The sequence below is a fragment of the Methylotuvimicrobium alcaliphilum 20Z genome, from assembly GCF_000968535.2.
Taxonomy (GTDB): domain Bacteria; phylum Pseudomonadota; class Gammaproteobacteria; order Methylococcales; family Methylomonadaceae; genus Methylotuvimicrobium; species Methylotuvimicrobium alcaliphilum.
This window is the reverse complement of record NC_016112.1, coordinates 1,528,323-1,547,684: the sequence shown is the minus strand read 5'-3', so window position 1 is coordinate 1,547,684 and position 19,362 is coordinate 1,528,323. Positions and strand designations below refer to the sequence as shown.

Sequence of the window (19,362 nt, the reverse complement as noted above, 5' to 3'; positions counted from 1 at the left end):
ATGTCAAAACTTTAACAAGTATAATGAAGAAATCCGTTTTGCCAATGCCGCATTCCGACTCGCCCAATTTAACCGCAGCCGATTTATTGAAAGGCGATCTTCAATTAACATCGCCGCCGGCGATTTATTTCGAGCTAAAAAAAACGCTTGAAGATCCGCATAAATCGATCATCGACGCCGGCAAAATTATCGAAAAAGATCCGGCATTATCGATACGTTTATTGAAATTGGTCAATAGCGCTTTCTTCGGCTTCCCGTCACGCATCGTCACAATCAGCCATGCCATCACATTGATCGGCACGCAAGAACTGCAAAACTTAGTGTTGAGCACATTGATTATAGATCGGTTCTCAATGCTACCTAACGGCATGCTTTCGATGCATGATTTTTGGGCGATGAGTCTAAGAAGCGCATTAACCGCTAAAGAATTAGCAGCCCATTGGGACACTGACGAAAACGACGAAGCCATTTTTATTTGCGGCTTACTACATGAAATCGGCAAGCTGGTATTTTATCGCCGCATTCCCGAATTAGCTCGAGAAGTCGGACTATTAGTCGAATCGACCGATGCCGATGAAATCGAAACCGAACGAAACTTAATCGGTTTCGATCATTATGAAACCGGGGCGGAACTCGCCAAATTATGGAAACTGCCTGAAATCATTAACGAAACGATTGCCTTGCATGCCCACCCCGACAGCACCGGCCGCTATCAAACCGCAGCTGCTATTGTCAGATCGGCCAACCGGATCGCTAAAATGGCCTTTTTCGATTCTGAAACCGACCTATCGGAAGCCGGCATTTCCGATGAGCAACTAAGCAACATCATCGACAAAGTCCACGATCAATTCGAGGAGATATTCAACATATTTTACCCGCACCGATAACACGTCATTCCGCCGGTTAAATTATTTCTAATACTATCTTGCCCTGCGTATGCCCTTCTCCGATCAAGCGATGCGCTTCTGCGGCTTGATCTAACGATAAGCAATGCCCGACAACCCCTCGTAAATTTCCGGATTCGATAAATTCGGCGCAACGATTGAGGATTCCGACATGCTTATCGCGCGCCGAATCCAAATTTCGCAACATCGGCGTCAACATCAATTCGAAACCGATTTTGAGATTGCGCATCCGCGCTTCCGACCAATTCAAGGCTCCGGGGTCGAGCAGCGTGACCAAACTTCCGAAATGCGCAGTGGCTTCGATGCTGTCCTTGAACACTTCGGGTCCGACCGTATCCAAAACGACCTCGGCCCCTCGCCCGCCGGTTAATTCATTGACTCTTTCGGCGAAGTTGCATTGACGATAATCAATTGCTTGATCCGCTCCCAGGCTTAAGACAAAATCGGCTTTCGATTCGGAACTTACCGTCGTTATAACCTCGGCTCCTTTTAATTTAGCCAATTGTATCGCGACATGACCGACGCCGCCGGCCCCGGCATGAACCAGGACGGTTTGGCCGTCCTGCAAACCGCCGCGATCGAACAACGCTCCCCACGCAGTAATCAACACCAACGGCAAAGCCGCCGCCTCGACGAATGACAAGGACTTAGGCTTCGGCGCGACCCAACGGCTATCGAGCACGGTAAATTCGGCATAATTACCGGGCTCCCGCCCCAACCCTCCGTTACAAAACCAAACTTCATCGCCGGGCTTGAAATTAAGAACGTCGGCGCCCACTTCGTCAACCACGCCGGCGCCGTCGCAACCTAATACTGCCGGCAAGGCGTCCGGATAAAACAAACCGTTACTTCTAACCTTAGTATCGATCGGATTAATACCGGCCGCTTTGAGCCTGACTTTCAATTCGGTCGGTTTAACGATATTCGGCTCCGCGATATCCGCCAATTGCAACATCTCGGGGCCGCCGGCTCCGGTCATTAAAACTGCCTTCATCTGATTTTTCTCCTGTCGATAGTTCAAGTCGGCGCAAGCCCCGACCACTGATCGTAGTAATGTTGATAGGTATGGCGCTTCAGCAAAAATGCATTTCCCGAAGTCATGCCGTATATATCCGGTAGATTATAGCCGTTGAAACGATGCGCTTTGACCAAGGCATAGGCGCCGGCATCCGAAAACACCAATCGATCGCCCTCTTGCAACGGTCGATCGAAACGGTATTCGCCGAAAATATCCCCGGCCAAGCATGTGGATCCCGCCAGAATCGCCGAATACCGCCCATTAGGGCAATGCTCAAGCAACGGCGGATGCCATTGGTATTCGAAGACTTCGGGATGATGATTGACCGAAGTATCCAATACCGCGATGGATTTGCCGTCGCTGACGAAACAATCGACGACCGAAGTCGCCAAATAGCCGGCCCTTCCAACCAGGGCCTTGCCCGGCTCGATCAACACTTCGAGCCCGAAATCCTCGCGTAATTGCTTAACCGAATCTATAAAAACATCGAACTGCCCGATTTGATCGTATAAATAGCCTCCGCCGAGATTCAACCATTCCAATCCGGCAAAACCGTTACCGAGCCGACTTCTTATCGCCGCCAAGGTTTGAATCAGCGGCTCGAAGTCCGATGCCGAAAAAATGTTATGGAAATGCAATCCCTTAATCCGGCCATTCAAGGCATTCATATCCAAAGCCTCCAAATCGATGCCGAGCTTCGAATAGGGCCGGCATGGATCGTAGCGCCGATCGTCCAAAAACGACAGTTTGGGATTCAAACGCAAACCGACCGAAGCGCCTTGTTCCCAATGCTTTGTAAACAATTCCATTTGACGATATGAATTGCAACTGACATGCGAGCAAATCCGCGCCAACTCTTCGACTTCGTCCGCTCGTACACCGGGCGTGGTCAAATGCACCGAGCCTTGTCCGGCCAATACTTCAGAAGCCAACCTCGCTTCGAACAAAGAGCTTACCGAAAAGCCGTCGAGATATGACTGCATCATATGCAAAATCGGTAAAAATGGTAAAGACTTGATTGAATATAAAACTTTACAACCTGACCGATCGCGAATATTGCTCAAGGTCTGCAATGTTGTTTCAATCGCATCGAGGTCGTAAACAAAGGCAGGCGTCTCGGCAAGCTGTTCCTTTAGTAGCGTCCATGGCATCGTCAAAATCTCCCTCTACCTTTATAAATTGCAGCTTCGGTTATGACATAATCCATATAAACATCGTGCGCCTCCATGATAACTTCCGGCATTATCTGCGCTTCGAAACAGACTCCGATTAGCACCGTATCTTTTCCGACACTTTTCAATAAACGATCGTAATAACCGGCGCCATTGCCTAAACGCCCTCCTCTTCTATCGAAAGCAACACCCGGAACCATGACTAAATCCAAAGCTTCGGGCGTTATTTCCTTTCCAGGCTCCCCCCACCGTTCTTTCGGCGGCTCGAGTATGCCCCACGTCCCAGGCTGCAATTCTTGCAAGTCCTCGAGCTTCCAAAGACCCAATCGGTTTTGACCGTCGGCATCCTTGGTGCAATAAGGAACAACTACCTGCTTATCGCCCGACAACTGTTCGCGAACCCTATCGCGCGTTCTAACTTCGGAGCGGCAATGTAAGTAAAACATGACCGTCATGGCCCGCCGGTAAGCCGCATGCTCTAGGAATTTATCGATTATCTCCCGGCTCACCGCATCCTTATCTCGCTGAGCGTTCCGGGCATCATAAGCTTTTCGCCGCTGTTGGGCTTTTGCTGTTTGCATCTTGGCTCATCTAATTAACCTTCGAATCGGCATCGATTATACCGGCTGCAACGTTAAGAAACACAGCCATTATCAAACCAATCACAGCAAATCACCTAATGATCCAAAATATACCAAGCTTAAATGCTCAGCAATTCCCAATTTGGAGATCAAAAAGGGTGTGGGGTATGCTTGGCGCTCGAGCTGCCGCCAAGCCCCCATGGATGGGTTTACGGCGTTCCTCGACAGGCATACCCCACACCCTAAAATCGGCGAAACTGCTCAAACTGGGAATTGCTGTTAAATGCTCGCGAGCAATTCAACACTCACAAAAAGCGCTAGGCATTTTTAAAATACTTTAATTTCTTTTATACTGAGGTGCTAAATTTTAAGGAGGGGGGAACCCGTGGAAAAACCATTTATTTTACATATGCTCACAACCGCTAAAAACCTAAGTCCGTTCGACGTCAATATGGCGCTCGACGCGGGCTGGGTTTCGGCAATACCTTACATCAATGTAGAACCCAGCGAAGTACGCGGCCTAGTACAAGATGCTATTTTTTCACGCAGCCCTAAAAGCTTGAAAAAAACCGGCATTTTTATCGGCGGCAGGGATACCAAACAAGCGCTCGATATGCTTAAAACCGCCAAAAACTCGATGGTCCCGCCTTTTGAAGTCTCCGTTTTCGCCGACCCGAGCGGTGCATTTACGACGGCAGCCGGCATGGTTGCAGCGGTTGAACACGAATTGCAAAAAAATTTCAACACCTCTCTTGAAGGCAAAAACGTGCTCGCCTTGGGCGGTACCGGACCGGTAGGTCAAGCAGCTGCTGTTATCGCCGCTCAGGCCGGTGCAAAAGTCAGAATCATCGGACGCCAACTCGAAAAAGCTCAGCGTATTGCCGATCTTTGCAGCAACGAATTCGGCGAAGGTACTATCCAAATCATGGCCGGCGCGGATGCGGACAAAGCTGAATTTATGAAAACTGCCGATATCGTCTTCGCTACCGGAGCCGCCGGAATCGAACTCTTAAGTGCCGAGCAAATCGCTTCGGCGCCGCAATTAAAAGTCGCGGCCGATGTCAACGCCGTTCCGCCATCAGGAATCGCCGGACTCGACGCATTCCATAACGGTGCGCCTCTGCCCGGATCGAAAAGCGGCGCAGTCGGCATTGGCGCACTGGCTATCGGCAATGTGAAATACCAAGCACAAAACAAACTGCTCAAAACTATGCTCGATGCCGAAAAACCGGTCTACTTGCATTTTACCCATGCATTCGAAGTTGCCCGGGACTTCATCAAAACCAAAGCCTAACGATTTTAAATAAAGAGGAAATCCTATGGAGAAGCGCAGCATCCTGCATATGCTGGACCCGATGCCCAATAATAGCCCTTTCGATGTCAATATGGCTTTGGACGCGGGATTCGATGTTTTAATACCTTACAGCAATGTCAAACTGGACGGCGTTCACGGATTGACGCAAGATGCCATTTTTTCCAGGGGGCCCAACGGTGTGAAGCGCACCGGTCTGTTTATCGGAGGACGGGATATCGGTCTGGCAATAGACATGCTGAGCGCCGCAGAACAAGCGATGGTTCCGCCTTTTGAAATTTCAGTGTTCGCCGATCCCAGCGGTGCATTCACAACCGCTGCAGCATTAGTCGGTTGCGTCGAAAAAGAACTGAAGACCAAGCATAACCTTGACTTGAAAGACGCCAAAGCATTGGTATTCGGCGGCACCGGTCCAGTCGGGATTGCCACCGGAGTCATCGCTTCGCTAGAAGGCGCGGATACAATATTAGTCGACCATCTTTCAGCCGAAACCGCCAACGATTTAGCCAAAGAATATAATAGACGCTTCAAATCTAATCTAAAAGGTGCCAGCGCTTCGTCTGACGAACAAAAAGCCGAACTGATCGCCGATGCCGATATCATCTTCTGTACCGCGAAAGCCGGAATACAAGTCATCAACGGCAAAGTACTGAGCCATGCCAAAGCACTTAAAGTGGCAGGCGATGTCAATGCGGTCCCGCCGGCCGGTATCGAAGGCATAAAATCCAATGATTTTGGCAAACCCATGGAACACGCGCCTAACGCTAGCGGCGTCGGCGCACTAGCAGTCGGTAATGTTAAATATCAGTTACAACACCTGCTGTTAGCATCGATGCTGACTACCGATAAACCTTTATTTTTAGACTTTAGAAATGCCTTTGCCAAAGCCAGGGAAATTTTATAAACAACCTTTGTAACTATTCAGCGCATGCGGTAGGTTGGTGTCAGGCACCTTCTCATACATAACTTATGCTGAATAATTACCAACCTTTCTCTAGCCCATGATTCCGTATCGCTTAAATCGATGCGGAATCGATATAATCGAATTTGATGGCAAGCCGCGTTAATTCGACATCGTTCTTCACTTTTAATTTATCGTAAAGCCGATAGCGGTAAGTGTTAATCGTTTTATCGCTAAGCGTCAGCATACCCGACATTTCTTTTATCGTTTTGCCTTGCAGAATTAACGAAACCACTTCCGATTCCCTTTGGGAAAGCTTTGAGAAAGGAGAATTATTACCGGGCAACTTCATGAATGCTAAATTGTTAGCTACCTCCGCGCATAAATAACGCTGCCCGGCCATAATTTTTCGAATCGCGGCGACCATTTCATCGACTGGCGAACTTTTGGAAATAAAGCCTAACACCCCCATTTTCAAAAGCTGCAGCGGTATCGGTCCGTCGTTACAAACAGACAGCACAATAATCTTCATATCCGGATTATCTTGCAGAATTCGCCGACAAGCTTCAACGCCGCCAATGCCCGGCATGCTGATATCCATGACTACCACATCAGGATGCAACTCCGTCACCGCCTCGACGCTCTCCTCACCGGTTTTTGCCACCGCCACAACCTGAATATCACCGGCTTTATTTAAAAGCGCTTCAACTCCGGAACGAACAATTTCATGATCATCAACAAGCAAAACTTTTATCATATTACTAATTCGTTAAAAGGCAATTGTTCAGTCCCTGCATTTAAAAAAACTAGAACTTTGCTCCCCCTCTTTGAAAAAGGGGAATTAAGGGAGGGGGGGCTGAACACTTACGTTAAAAGCAATATAAAATCAATAGGATCGAACCCCTGATTTTACCTTGGCTCGTTCGATAGGCATGTAAAAATAAATCCCCGATTTCTTTTTACTCTAGTGTGCCAAAATCGATATTATATTTCAATTCATATGACAATTGTCTTTACTGATTGCTTGGATAATCCGCCCAACCTACTTAAAGGAATATTTCCTAACCAAGCGCTGCCAAAATTTCATAACCTAACGTTCATGAAAGCCCGGCAAATGAAAGTACGAGACGTGGGGAGGGCGCGGTCACTCGCCCGACAGGACGCCGTGAATACGTCCATGTAGGCTCGATGGCGGCTATCCTGCCGCCAACGCCTGTCGATCGAGCAACCGCACCCTCTCCGGAACCGGCATTGCCAGAACAGAGATTTGTATATCGAAAAATTAGATAATGAATCCAAATTTACGAACTTTCACAGTAATGAGCGGTACTCAAGCATTCCCACGCCGAGCGCTCATCGTTATACATAAATTGTAGGGTACGCTGCGCGTACCAAAGCCGTGCCCTGGCGGTTCGGTTGGTATATGAATATCGCGGGGTTACCATGGTACGCACAGCGTACCCTACGCGGTTCGTCTAACGTTAGGTGATCCGCTAATGTTAAGTGACAATAAATGGTATCGAGGTCTCATTGGTTAAGATAGCAAAAGGGTAATTTTTGACTTATGTATAACGATGAGCGCAGAGCGTGGGAACGATTATTGCCAGGGGACTGAATAGTTACAATGAACGAATGTTTGTCATTATTCAGTATAAGCGCTTGTGCGTAAATAACTTCCCTATCTTATGGAGGGCGTTGATTTATAATCAATATTGAAGCCAAATCGACCAGAGACGCTAAATACTTCCTTTTGATTGAAAAACCGCCTAAGAATAAAAGGTATGGGATGTGTCTATCGAGGACCGCCGTGAACCCCTCCATGGGGGGCTTGACGGCAGCAATCGAACGCCAGGGATGGCGTGAATGCAGATTTTGCATGGAGCAAAAATCTGCCCTGCTGCCGACATCCTCGCTAGCCACACCCAATACCTTCACAAAGATAGCTAATTTTTGAGTATAAAGGGAGTAGCTTCAAATGTTTAATTCAACATTTCGCAAAGCCCTTTTTTCCTTAACCCATTTGCATAGCATTGCCTAAAATAAGCCGATGAAAAAAAGCAACTTGCTAAACCACACTTTTCAGAATACTAAAAAGAAACTAAATTACTCGACTGCTCTAGGCTTTTTATGCGGCATAGTGCTGTGCTTATTTATCGGTCTTTATGCAGCCAATGACTCCAAATCATTCATGAATTGGACTGGGCTCTTTATTGTCGTTGTCGGCACGATTGCTTCGGTGCTGTTGAGCTACCCCTTAAGAGATATCATTAACGGATTAAAATCGGTCAAACTGATTTTTGTTTATGAAAGCCTGAACCCTCAACATGAAGCCGATGAGATCATTAATGTTTCGAAAATGTGGTTCACTCGAAACTTCATGGCCATTGAAAACATTATCGATACGATCAATAACCCTTATCTGAAAACCGGCTTTCAATTGGTTGTCGACCAAACGCCTGTCGATGATATTTTATCGCTATTGAAATGGCGGATCGCTAGACTAAAAGCCAAGGAAAAAGCCGAAGCTAATATTTTTCACAGCATGGCAACCTTTGCACCGGCCTTCGGCATGCTGGGCACGTTGATCGGCTTGATTAACATGCTGCAAATCATCGACATGAGGGATATTGGCGCCATTACCTTCAACATGGGGGTTTCTCTAATCACGACATTTTACGGTTTGATACTAGCCAATCTCGTTTTTACCCCGATCGCAATCAAACTAGAAAGACGCACCGAACATCGCGTCATGATTATGAGCATGGTCATGGAGGGCATCACCTTAATCGCCGACAATCGCAGCCCTTCTTTTGTAAGGGAAACGCTCAAATCATTTATTGCTCATTATGATAATGAACTGAAAATCGATGAATAAAGACCCTTTTTTCAAACTGCAGTCTTCGCAAACATTTGAAGAATTGATGGAAGACAGCCATAAGCCGGGAAATCAAAACTGGCTAATCAGCTATCTCGACGTATTCGTATTGATTCTAATGTTCATCATTACGCTCATAGCGCTCAGCGATTTTTCTGTCGAAACCGAACCCAAGGCATTGATTACCACTCCGCAACCGATAAAAAAACCTAAACCGGCCTTACCCAAAGCCGAACGGATTATCAAAGAACCGCCTCCGGCTATCGAAACGAAGCCCGAGTCGGCTGTTGCACCATTCATAGGCCCTCCCAAACCCCAGATTGAAAAACCTGAGGAAGCGATTGTTAGCGAAAAAATAACGCTCGACATTGAACCGGAAGAAACTTTTTTAATGCCCGAGCCCGAAACAACGCCACAGGAAACACTACAATCAAAACTATCGGAAAAACTCGAACAAATGGGCTTGGATAAGTCGGTAGCGATCAAGGTAACGGAGGATTACGCACAACTGGAAATCCAAGACAATATTTTATTCGAGTCGTCGCAAGCCAACCTGACCGACCCGGGCAAACATTTACTCGACGATCTAGTACCTTTGTTACAACAGGCTGTCGGATTGATTTTCATCGAAGGCCATACCGATAATCGTCCGATCAAAACCGTTCAATTTCCGTCAAACTGGGAATTAGGTGCCGCTAGAGCCACAAGTGTTTTGCACTACTTGACGACACAAGGCCTTGAGAGTACTCGAATGCGCGCAGTGACTTACGCAGACACGCAACCGATTGCCGACAACGATACCCCCGAAGGCCGAGAAATGAATCGACGCGTGAATATTTTGATTAAGGTTAAGGAACAAACCTCTCCATGATTTTATCGAAGCATTTCTATTACGAGCTCTGAAACATCAACCCTGAAAAGGCATTTCACCATAACAACCATGAAGAATAAAAAGTTATTCAAAACTTTAGGACAAGCAACTGAGAAACCTCATATGCTTCATGATTAAACTGCCGAATTTAAGAATTATAGGGCTTATTCTGCTGACCGCCACGCACCTACAGGCATCGGCGCAAGAGCCAGTGTTTAGCGGCCTTTTCCAAAACCGCTTCTTCACGCTTTCCCAAGACTCCGATTTATTATGTACCACCAGCGAATCCGGCTATTTACCTATCGAGCGACTTCATGAAATCATTCACCATTACGAAAACGATAATCCAGGCCTCCGGCAAGCGGCAGTCGCTTTCCTAACCCGCCACACCCACCCCGATCACCTCGACGACCTAAAACAAATCAAGAAACATTGCCGTAATCAAAACCAGGACGAGTTATGTATTCTGGAAGGTTATTGGGATGATAAAGAAAATGCGCTTCGCGTTTTAGCGCTGTTTTACGACACCAAAACCGCGATCAAGCATAGTAACTATTACCGCCTGCCGCGTTTTGAAGCCGATCATTTATATGCATTTGAAAAAGGCCTAAGAAAGATTCCGTCGTTCATGCGCGACTTCATCGTCAAAGCCAAGCCGATCAGAGATCTCGATAACGTATTCGTTAATGCTAAAATCCCGGAAAAAACGCAGCGATTGATCCTTGATGCATTTCCGGACGACACCGAAAGCCAAGTTTGGGCCGACGACACACACCCCCTAACCATCATTCCCGGCGTCGGTTTTATTAACCAAGTCGTCGCCCAGGTTTACAGCGGCACTAATCGCATTGTTTTCACGATCAAGAATTTCGATAAAGCCAAAGAGGGTCAGTTTTATAAGGATATCGGGCTGAAATATCTAGTAGATTTCAGAATTCCATTGATCGTGCATGAACTGGCCCATGTGATCGACAACTTTCATTTTTGGGACGGACATGAATCGCTGTATTTTTTCTTTTGGTATCGCAAACTTTCGACCGATATCGTCTATATGCATATGATCAAAGATGCTGATTTGGCGCTATGGCCATCGCGTTGGTTCGACGCCTTTGAATTTCTATGGGAAGTCAATGACGGCCGTTATAACGGCAAAATCAATGAAAAACTGGCAGAACTGCTTAGTCAGTATATTTTAATTCCGCAGCGATTGAAAAGCGAATCGCCGGAAGCCTATGCCTGGTTACAGAAAGAGATATTTAAAGGCATCGAATACAACGGTTATGAAAGCTGTCAAAATCCGATCGTACGCGAATTAAATTGGTGGGAAGCGGCAGTAGCAAGACCCTTAGTGGGGCGGTGGCGATAAGCTCCCTTGAGAGGACGGTTGGCAACCTGGTTCTAAGGGTTTCGTCCGAGGTCAAAGCAAGCCGAGACATTTGAGGCAAACCGGAAACGTTAGGGACGGGTTAAATAACCCGTCCCGCAGAAAGATTGCCCCCCACATAGCATCCGCCGCTCTCTGTGGGAGCGACGCCTTCGTCGCGACTATCGGAGCCATTAACGCTTGGTAACCATGGTTTTTATCGAAGCCCGTGTGTGCTACGCATGACATTACTTGTGTATTACGGCGAGCTCTGGAGGATGAAAACGATAGAGCTGTGAATAATTACGACTCAAAGATCGGGCTCCAATGGCTTAGCGTACTGCGGCATTAACGGCGGCAACTTCGCAAAGGCATTACGCAACGTACTTTCCCAGCTTTTTCTTAGATTAACCATATAAGGGTTTTCAGCCTCGAAACAATAATACTCATCCAGACGGAAACTATCCTTACGATAAATCAACATTTCGACCGGCGGTCCGACGCTGGCATTACTGCGTATCGTCGAATCCATCGAAACCAAGCAGCAGCGCGCGGCTTCGTCCAACGGTGTCTCGAGCTTCAAAAAACGATCCAACACCGGCTTACCGTATTTAATTTCGCCGATTTGCAGAAACGGTGTATGCGGAGAAGTCGTGATACTGTTGCCTTCGGCATAGACCATATAAGCCCCCGGCGGCTCATTACCGATTTGACCGGCAAGAATAAACGTGGCGGACGGATTGAACGCCGATTGACCTTCGGTATCGAGATGCTGTTTTTGTTTCTCGAGACTGACCTGACCGAGGTAATTGGCCGCATCCGACAAATAGTCCACCGAATTGATATTAAGCTTCGCATCCTTGAGCTTATCGCGCTTCAACTGTTCTAAAACAGCTTGCGTCGTGGCTAAATTGCCCGCGCTCAACAAAACTATTTTGCGATCGGCATTCGTATCGAACGCATGCATTTTTCCATAAGTGCTGACATTATCGATCCCGGCATTGGTCCTTGAATCGGACACCAAAACGAGACCTTCATTGAGTGAAGCGGCGATACAGTAAGTCATAAATCAAGATCTGAAAAAATAATCCGGTCAGTCTATCCTATAAATAAGGATGGGGTCCAGAAACGGATACCGGAAGCAGCAATTCCCAATTTGGGGATCAAAAAGGGTGTGGGGTGCGCTTGGCGAGGATGTCGGCAGCAGGGGCAGATTTTTGCTCCTGCAAAATCTGCATTCACACCATCCTTGGTGCTTAGCTGCAGCCAAGCCCCCATGGATGGGTTTACCCAGCACCTAAATTCCATAGTTCATTGGCTATGGTTAACTATTTTGGGTAATTTAGGTGCTGGGTTTACGGCGTTCCTCGACAGGCATACCCCACACCCTAAGATCGGCGAAAATGCTCAAACTGGGAATTGCTGTACCGGAAGCCTGCTTTCAAGAATCGTCGGTCTGCTCGGCCAGCTTTGCCAACGCCGCTATCCGCCCGGATAAAGCTTCCGGAGTATCCGATCTGATTGTGGCATGCGCGACTTTACGGCCTTTTCTTGGCGTCTTATTATATAAATGCATGTGAACTTCGGACAGAGCCAACACCTCTTTCAGGCTCGGCACGCCGCCTATAAAGTTTTGCATCGCGGCAAAACCGCGTGTCTTGGTGTTGCCCAAGGGTTGATCGAGTATCGCGCGTAAATGGTTTTCAAATTGGCTGGTTTCGGAGCCTTCGATTGTCCAATGACCCGAATTATGCACGCGCGGTGCAAATTCGTTAGCGACTAGATGCCCGTCGAGATCGAACAACTCTAGCGCCAGTACGCCAACATAATCCAAGGCTTCCAGCAATCTTGCAATCATCGATTCGGCTTGCGACTGCAACGGATCGTTATCGCAACTCTTGGCCAAACGAAGAATACCGCCTCGATGCTGGTTTTCCGACAATGGATAATAAACGATAGCTCCTGAAATATTGCGCGCGGCGATGATAGAAACCTCTCGGCGAAACGGCACGAAACCTTCGACAATGACCGGCGAGCCTTCCAGTTCCCGCCAAGCTTGCTGTAAATCGGCCGCGGAACGGGAAATGGCTTGACCTTTACCGTCATAGCCAAATCTTCGAGTCTTCAAAATCGCCGGCCAACCAATTTCCGGCATAACTTCCTGCAGGCGCTCGAAACTATCGACAGCATAATAAGGCGCGGTCGCAATACCCAGCTTTCGAAAAAAATTCTTTTCGGTCAAGCGGTCCTGACCAACCGCCAAGGCCTTAGCCGATGGATAAACAGGCGTTTTTTCAGCGATAAAATCGATAATCTCGACAGGAACGTTTTCGAATTCGTAAGTCACCACATCGCAACGTTCGGCCATTTGCGCCAACAGAGCACGATCCGTATAGTCACCTTGCAAATGCTCGCCTAATTCGCTAGCACAAGCCTCGTCCGCCGGATCCAAAAACATGAATTGCAAGCCTAAGGGTTTTCCGGCCAATGCCAGCATTCTTGCCAATTGCCCGCCACCCAAGATACCAATCATCATTATTCGACACTCCTCGGATCGGCATTAGCCAGCACCGCATCAGTCTGTTGTTGCCTAAAATGGCGCACAGCTTCCCGGTATTCGGGATATTTATTACCGACTATTGCCGCCGCTAGCAAAGCCGCATTGATCGCTCCCGCCTTACCGATCGCCAATGTTCCGACCGGAATACCCGCCGGCATTTGCACAATCGACAATAAAGAATCCATGCCGTTGAGCGCTTTGGATTGAATCGGTACACCCAATACCGGAACCGCCGTTTTTGCCGCGACCATGCCCGGCAAATGAGCTGCCCCCCCGGCGCCGGCGATGATCACTTCCAAACCTCTGCTTTCCGCAGCATCGGCATAAGCAAATAATTTATCCGGCGTTCGATGCGCGGAAACGACTTCAACTTCATGAGCAATACCGAATTGCTCCAGCTTCTCGGCCGCAAATTGCATCGTCTCCCAATCGGAAGTCGACCCCATAATGATTCCAACTAAAACAGTCATTTATGATTTCCTCTAAGCACCATTTCCGATACCGGATCAACAAAGGCCGGCAATTGTACCCGACATCGATAAAGTTTAAAATCCGTCATTGATTCCAGCTTCCCTACCTACACCATCCGGCACGCACGACTGGATGATTTTTGGCTATTTTGGTGCAAGCACCGGTTTAGATGTATAATTACAGCCTAAATTCGCCCTTCCAATGATTTAGACACAAGCGAGTGCGAAACAAGAACACATGAAAAACAGAGGCTTACAAAATTATTCTACCGGCCCAATATTTGCTTAAAGTGATAGAACAAAACTCAATCGCCTTCTGCTAAATAACACTTTTACCTTATCGCCTATGCAATCGCAAAAAACTTTAAAACAACGCGGCTTAAGTCTTATCCTGCAAAGTCACCGACGCCTGCCAGGCCAAACCGACACCATTCCCAAGACACGATAACTTAAAGGCAACCACCTTTCGAGCGAAGCGATAAAGACTCTTTATCATCGTTCAGATAATTGGCGATTCATACGCGACCTCCAACAGCAGGAAGATAAAATGCATCCTATTCTTAATTCAGTTACCGAAGAGATTATCGAACGCAGCCGTGAAAGCCGCGCCTTATATTTAGCTAGAGTTGATTCGGCGTCAAAAAAAGGCCCTCATCGCTCGGTGCTTGGCTGCGGCAACCTCGCGCATGGCTTCGCAGCTTGTGCCGCTACGGAAAAAGCAGACCTAGCCGGCGACCAAAAAGCCAATGTCGCAATCGTATCCGCATATAACGACATGCTATCGGCCCACGAGCCCTATAAAGATTTTCCCAATCTAATCAAAGATGCAGCGAAAGAAGCCGGCGGCGTCGCACAATTTGCCGGCGGCGTTCCTGCGATGTGCGACGGCGTCACGCAAGGCCAACCCGGCATGGAGCTTTCATTGTTCAGCCGTGACGTCATAGCGATGTCGACCGCAATTAGCTTAAGCCACAACATGTTCGACGCCGCCCTATATTTGGGAGTTTGCGATAAAATCGTACCCGGCTTATTAATAGGCGCATTGAGCTTCGGTCATCTGCCAGCCATATTCGTGCCTGCCGGCCCGATGACCAGCGGCATTACCAACAAAGAAAAAGCACGCACCCGCCAAAAATACGCCGAAGGCAAAATCGGACGAAAGGAACTGCTTGAATCCGAATCGAAAGCCTACCACGGCCCCGGCACTTGCACTTTTTACGGTACCGCGAACAGCAACCAAATGATGGTTGAAATCATGGGTCTGCATCTACCCGGAAGTTCGTTCATCAATCCTTATACGCCGCTACGTGACGAACTGACTAAAGCGGCTACCAAGCAGGTACTGAAATTCACGGCACTGGGCAACGATTTCCGCCCCATCGGTCATGTCGTCGACGAAAAAGCCATCGTCAATGCCATTGTCGGCCTGCTCGCAACCGGCGGCTCTACGAACCATACGATGCATTTAGTAGCCATCGCGCGCACGGCGGGCATCGTGATCAACTGGGACGATTTCGACAATCTATCGAAAGTTGTGCCGTTAATCGCCAAAATCTATCCGAACGGACCCGCCGATGTGAATCATTTCCAAGCGGCCGGCGGTATGGGTGTGTTGATCGGAGAGCTATTACGCAACGGCTTGCTGCACGAAGACACCATCACTGTCGCCGACGAACAGGGTATGCAGCACTATACGCAGGAACCCAAACTCATCGACGGTCAATTAACTTGGGAGCCTTCACCGGCTGCCTCCCTTGATCCCGAAGTATTGTCTACCGTGGAAAAACCTTTTGCCAAGAGCGGTGGCTTACATGTCATGCATGGCAATTTGGGACGCGGCATATCGAAAGTTTCCGCAGTGAAAGAAGAACATCAAATCGTCGAAGCACCGGCCATTGTCTTCGATGATCAAGATGACCTAATGGAGGCCTTCAAGCGCGGCGAACTGGAAAAGGATTTTATTGCGGTCATACGATTCCAAGGCCCGAAATCCAACGGCATGCCGGAACTGCATAAACTGACTCCGCCACTGGGTTTATTACAAGACAAAGGGTTCAAAGTAGCTCTAGTAACAGACGGACGCATGTCCGGCGCCTCAGGCAAAGTCCCCTCGGCAATTCATATGTGTCCGGAATGTGCGGACGGCGGTCCACTGGCAAAAGTTCGCAATGGTGATATGATTCGTTTAAATGCTCAAACCGGCGAAATCAATGTATTGGTCGACAATACCGAATTCAATGCCCGCCGCCCGGCCGCAAACCATGCCAAAGACCATCATCACGGCATGGGCCGTGAATTGTTCGCAGGCTTTCGTTTAAATGCCTCTTCGGCGGAAACCGGGGCAACCAACGTGTTTATCAACGACTAACCGCCTTGCCAATCGCTTGACAACACACAACAAATCTATCGGAAACTCAATTTACATGACACAGAACAATTGGAAACTTCACCCCTCCGCAGTGCTGAATGCGGGCCCCGTCATGCCCGTCATGGTCATCAAAAATATCGAAGACGCAGTGCCTCTGGCGCAAGCATTGATCGAGGGCGGCATCAAAGTCCTTGAAATCACGTTACGGACCCCGGTTGCGCTCGATGCCATTAAGCTCATCAGCGAACAAGTCAAAGATGCCATTGTTGGCGTAGGCACAGTCACCACTCCGGAGCAATTGCAGGCCGCCGAAAATGCCGGTGCCGTATTTGCGATTAGCCCCGGACTGACGCCGACATTATTGAAAGCCGCGACGAAAAGTAACATCGCATTAATTCCTGGAATATCAACGATCTCAGAACTCATGTTAGGCATGGAATACGGCCTGGATCACTTTAAGTTTTTTCCTGCGGCTGCAGCCGGCGGCGTCAATATGCTCAAAGGTATTGCCGGCCCCATTCCTTCAGTAACATTCTGCCCAACCGGAGGAATATCGGCGAGTAACTATAACGAGTATCTAAGCTTACCGAATGTTGCCTGTGTTGGCGGATCCTGGTTAGCACCGGATGATGCCGTCGCCGCCAAAGACTGGCCCAGAATTACCGAATTAGCTAAAACCGCAATCGAGAATGCCGTAAAAAAATAATGCCTTGCCAGGCCTATTTATACCTTTCGCACTTCAAATTTCGGCGATGCTTAAGGAGGCGCCGAATTTTGAACTACGATGGGTATATTTTTTAAACATGCAGCTTGGCGGAATACCCCTAGCAGGACGGGGCTTGCAACCCCGTCCTAAACGTTTTGACTTTGGCCGAAGTCAGCCGGAATGTTTAGGGCAAACCGAAACGTTGGGGACGGGTTAAATAACCCGTCCCGCAGAAGTGGCTACGACTGGCCACTGCTCGGACAGTTGGCCTCAGCAAGCTGAAGCATCTTGCTAATCAGGTATTTTTTTAAACATGCAGCTTGGCGGAATACGGGAACTGATTGCACGTAATTATTCACACCCCCTATCGTTCCGACGCTCCGGCGTGGGAATGAAGACCGAGACGCTCTAGCGTCTCGTACCGCTGGAGCGGTACTCAGGCGTTCCCACGCAGAGCGTCACTGCCATTAAGTTAAGCCGTTCGTGGTGAGCCTGTCGAACCATGGACGGCTTAACTTATCGACCCAGGATTTTTCCATTCACCCATCGACAGGCTCAGGGCGAACGGAAAAATCCTTAACTTAATGGCAGTGACGCAGAGCGTGGGAACGATAATTGCCGAGGGACTGAATAGTTACGATTACACAACCTCAAAATAATTTATTGAAACTTTCTTTATAATCGACGTTTTGAATTCCGACATAAAAAAGAAATACGTAGCGTCTTACGTTTGTTCCGTTGCATTATAATTGTTGACAACAGTACACCCGCGCGTTAATGGTTATAATTTTAACAGGCCGTGATATCACGAATACTTAACAGAAAGGTAATACCATGACAAACCACAACCAAGTAACGATACGAAATGAGGACGACCGGATTTCATGTGATCTACCTGTTCTACAAGGTACTATCGGTCCCGATGTCATCGATATCCGAACGCTCTACCGCGATACCGGCGTATTCACATACGACCCAGGCTTCACATCCACCGCCAGCTGCAGCTCTAAGATCACATTCATTGACGGCGACAAGGGAATTCTTCTTTATCGAGGCTACCCTATCGAACAACTCGCCGAAAAATGCGATTTCATGGAGGTTTGCTACTTATTATTACATGATGAATTGCCGAATGGCCGGCAAATGCAAGAGTTTGTCAATGACATCACTTATCACACAATGGTACATGATCAACTGACCGACTTTTATAAGGGATTCCGCCGCGACGCCCATCCGATGGCGACCATTGTGGCCGTTGTCGGTGCGCTATCCGCGTTTTATCACCATGAACTGGATATTCGATGTCCGATAGACCGAAACTTGTCCGCCATCCGCCTCATCGCCAAAATGCCGACGATCGTTGCGATGAGCCACAAATATAGTAGCGGCATGCCGTTCATGTACCCGCAAAACAAATTGGGTTATGTCGAAAACTTCATGTATATGATGCATGCGACACCTTGCGAAGACTATGTGCAAAACCCTATTTTAGTCAGAGCAATGGACAGAATTTTGATTCTGCATGCCGATCACGAACAAAATGCATCAACCTCCACGGTCAGGCTGGCCGGCTCTTCCGGCGCCAACCCTTATGCTTGCATTACCTCCGGCATTGCTTGTCTATGGGGAGCCGCTCACGGAGGCGCTAACGAAGCCGTACTTAGAATGCTGCTCGAAATCGGCGATGTTTCGAGAATCGGCGAATTCATCGACAAAGCGAAGGATAAAAACGATCCGTTTAGATTAATGGGCTTCGGACACCGGGTTTATAAAAATTACGACCCGCGCGCCAAACTCATGCGCGAAACCTGCCATGAAGTGCTTAACGAACTCGGACTCCATGACGATCCGCTATTCAAGTTGGCACTGGAATTGGAACGCATCGCATTGGAAGACGAGTACTTCATCGAGAAAAAACTCTATCCGAATGTCGATTTTTATTCCGGCATCGTCATGAGAGCTCTGGGCATTCCAACAGTGATGTTCACGGCCATTTTCGCGATGGCCCGCTCAATCGGCTGGATTGCTCACTGGGATGAAATGATTTCCGACGATGAACAAAAAATCGGGCGTCCGCGCCAGCTATACAAAGGTCACACACAGCGCGATGTCGTTTCAATCAGCGCGCGTTAATGTAGGATGGGTAGAGCGGAGCGAAACCCATCATTTAAAGGCATGAGCGCTGTTGTAATAAATCGCGGGTTTGGTTAATGGCAGCATTATCTCAACCGTACCAGCGCTAAAACAAAGCGATGGGTTT

16 protein-coding genes are annotated in these 19,362 nt (G+C 48.2%); 9 read left to right on the top strand and 7 right to left on the bottom strand.

The window, feature by feature from the left end:
* Positions 1 to 23 precede the first annotated feature (23 nt).
* Positions 24 to 887, top strand: a complete 864-nt coding sequence (locus MEALZ_RS06720; protein WP_014147861.1) for an HDOD domain-containing protein — start codon at positions 24 to 26, stop codon at positions 885 to 887.
* Positions 888 to 903: 16 nt separating this feature from the next.
* Here MEALZ_RS06720 and MEALZ_RS06715 read toward each other — a convergent pair whose 3' ends face one another.
* Genes MEALZ_RS06715 through MEALZ_RS06705 form a run of 3 tightly spaced genes read right to left on the bottom strand, consistent with a single transcriptional unit; the run spans position 904 to position 3,676 of the window.
* A complete protein-coding gene (locus MEALZ_RS06715) occupies positions 904 to 1,899 on the bottom strand; it encodes a zinc-dependent alcohol dehydrogenase family protein (RefSeq protein ID WP_046061031.1) in 996 nt (331 codons plus the stop codon).
* Between the two features lie 23 nt (positions 1,900 to 1,922).
* Positions 1,923 to 3,074 (bottom strand): type III PLP-dependent enzyme domain-containing protein, encoded by a 1,152-nt coding sequence (locus MEALZ_RS06710; RefSeq protein ID WP_014147859.1) that lies wholly within the window; start codon positions 3,072 to 3,074, stop codon positions 1,923 to 1,925.
* A 2-nt stretch (positions 3,075 to 3,076) separates the two neighbouring features.
* Positions 3,077 to 3,676, bottom strand: coding sequence for a 5-formyltetrahydrofolate cyclo-ligase (locus MEALZ_RS06705; RefSeq protein ID WP_014147858.1), 600 nt, complete (start codon positions 3,674 to 3,676; stop codon positions 3,077 to 3,079).
* Between the two features lie 385 nt (positions 3,677 to 4,061).
* Between MEALZ_RS06705 and MEALZ_RS06695 the strand changes: the two genes are divergently transcribed.
* The gene (locus MEALZ_RS06695; protein WP_014147857.1) at positions 4,062 to 4,970 is read left to right on the top strand and encodes an NAD(P)-dependent methylenetetrahydromethanopterin dehydrogenase; all 909 of its coding nucleotides are present in this window, start codon (positions 4,062 to 4,064) and stop codon (positions 4,968 to 4,970) included.
* Between the two features lie 25 nt (positions 4,971 to 4,995).
* Positions 4,996 to 5,892 carry an NAD(P)-dependent methylenetetrahydromethanopterin dehydrogenase gene (locus tag MEALZ_RS06690; protein WP_014147856.1) on the top strand — a complete coding sequence of 299 codons (897 nt, stop codon included), beginning with the start codon at positions 4,996 to 4,998 and terminating at the stop codon, positions 5,890 to 5,892.
* Between the two features lie 112 nt (positions 5,893 to 6,004).
* On the opposite strand, the gene MEALZ_RS06685 is transcribed toward MEALZ_RS06690, so the two are convergent.
* Positions 6,005 to 6,646: a response regulator gene (locus MEALZ_RS06685; protein ID WP_014147855.1), complete on the bottom strand. Its 642-nt coding sequence runs from the start codon at positions 6,644 to 6,646 to the stop codon at positions 6,005 to 6,007.
* A gap of 1,290 nt (positions 6,647 to 7,936) precedes the next feature.
* Between MEALZ_RS06685 and MEALZ_RS06680 the strand changes: the two genes are divergently transcribed.
* The 3 genes from MEALZ_RS06680 to MEALZ_RS06670 all read left to right on the top strand — a co-directional run bounded on the left by MEALZ_RS06680 (position 7,937) and on the right by MEALZ_RS06670 (position 11,001).
* A complete protein-coding gene (locus MEALZ_RS06680; protein WP_014147854.1) occupies positions 7,937 to 8,764 on the top strand; it encodes a motility protein A in 828 nt (275 codons plus the stop codon).
* On the top strand, positions 8,757 to 9,635 hold the full coding sequence (locus tag MEALZ_RS20920; protein ID WP_014147853.1) for an OmpA/MotB family protein: 879 nt from the start codon (positions 8,757 to 8,759) through the stop codon (positions 9,633 to 9,635). Before MEALZ_RS06680 ends, MEALZ_RS20920 begins: the two co-directional genes overlap by 8 nt.
* Positions 9,636 to 9,765: 130 nt before the next feature.
* A complete protein-coding gene (locus MEALZ_RS06670) occupies positions 9,766 to 11,001 on the top strand; it encodes a hypothetical protein (RefSeq protein ID WP_014147852.1) in 1,236 nt (411 codons plus the stop codon).
* Between the two features lie 307 nt (positions 11,002 to 11,308).
* Here MEALZ_RS06670 and MEALZ_RS06665 read toward each other — a convergent pair whose 3' ends face one another.
* The 3 genes from MEALZ_RS06665 to purE form a co-directional block, all read right to left on the bottom strand.
* A complete protein-coding gene (locus MEALZ_RS06665; protein WP_014147851.1) occupies positions 11,309 to 12,064 on the bottom strand; it encodes a hypothetical protein in 756 nt (251 codons plus the stop codon).
* Positions 12,065 to 12,439: 375 nt separating this feature from the next.
* Complete coding sequence (locus MEALZ_RS06660) at positions 12,440 to 13,534, bottom strand: 5-(carboxyamino)imidazole ribonucleotide synthase (protein WP_046061029.1); 1,095 nt, start codon at positions 13,532 to 13,534, stop codon at positions 12,440 to 12,442.
* Positions 13,534 to 14,028 carry a 5-(carboxyamino)imidazole ribonucleotide mutase gene (gene purE / locus MEALZ_RS06655; RefSeq protein WP_014147849.1) on the bottom strand — a complete coding sequence of 165 codons (495 nt, stop codon included), beginning with the start codon at positions 14,026 to 14,028 and terminating at the stop codon, positions 13,534 to 13,536. Before purE ends, MEALZ_RS06660 begins: the two co-directional genes overlap by 1 nt.
* 547 nt (positions 14,029 to 14,575) lie before the next feature.
* On the opposite strand from purE, the gene edd reads away from it, so the two are divergent.
* The 3 genes from edd (at position 14,576) to gltA (ending at position 19,235) form a co-directional block, all read left to right on the top strand.
* A complete protein-coding gene (gene edd, locus MEALZ_RS06650; protein WP_014147848.1) occupies positions 14,576 to 16,396 on the top strand; it encodes a phosphogluconate dehydratase in 1,821 nt (606 codons plus the stop codon).
* 55 nt (positions 16,397 to 16,451) lie between these two features.
* Positions 16,452 to 17,102 (top strand): bifunctional 4-hydroxy-2-oxoglutarate aldolase/2-dehydro-3-deoxy-phosphogluconate aldolase, encoded by a 651-nt coding sequence (locus MEALZ_RS06645; protein WP_014147847.1) that lies wholly within the window; start codon positions 16,452 to 16,454, stop codon positions 17,100 to 17,102.
* Between the two features lie 834 nt (positions 17,103 to 17,936).
* Positions 17,937 to 19,235, top strand: coding sequence for a citrate synthase (gene gltA / locus MEALZ_RS06640; protein ID WP_014147845.1), 1,299 nt, complete (start codon positions 17,937 to 17,939; stop codon positions 19,233 to 19,235).
* Positions 19,236 to 19,362 lie beyond the last annotated feature (127 nt).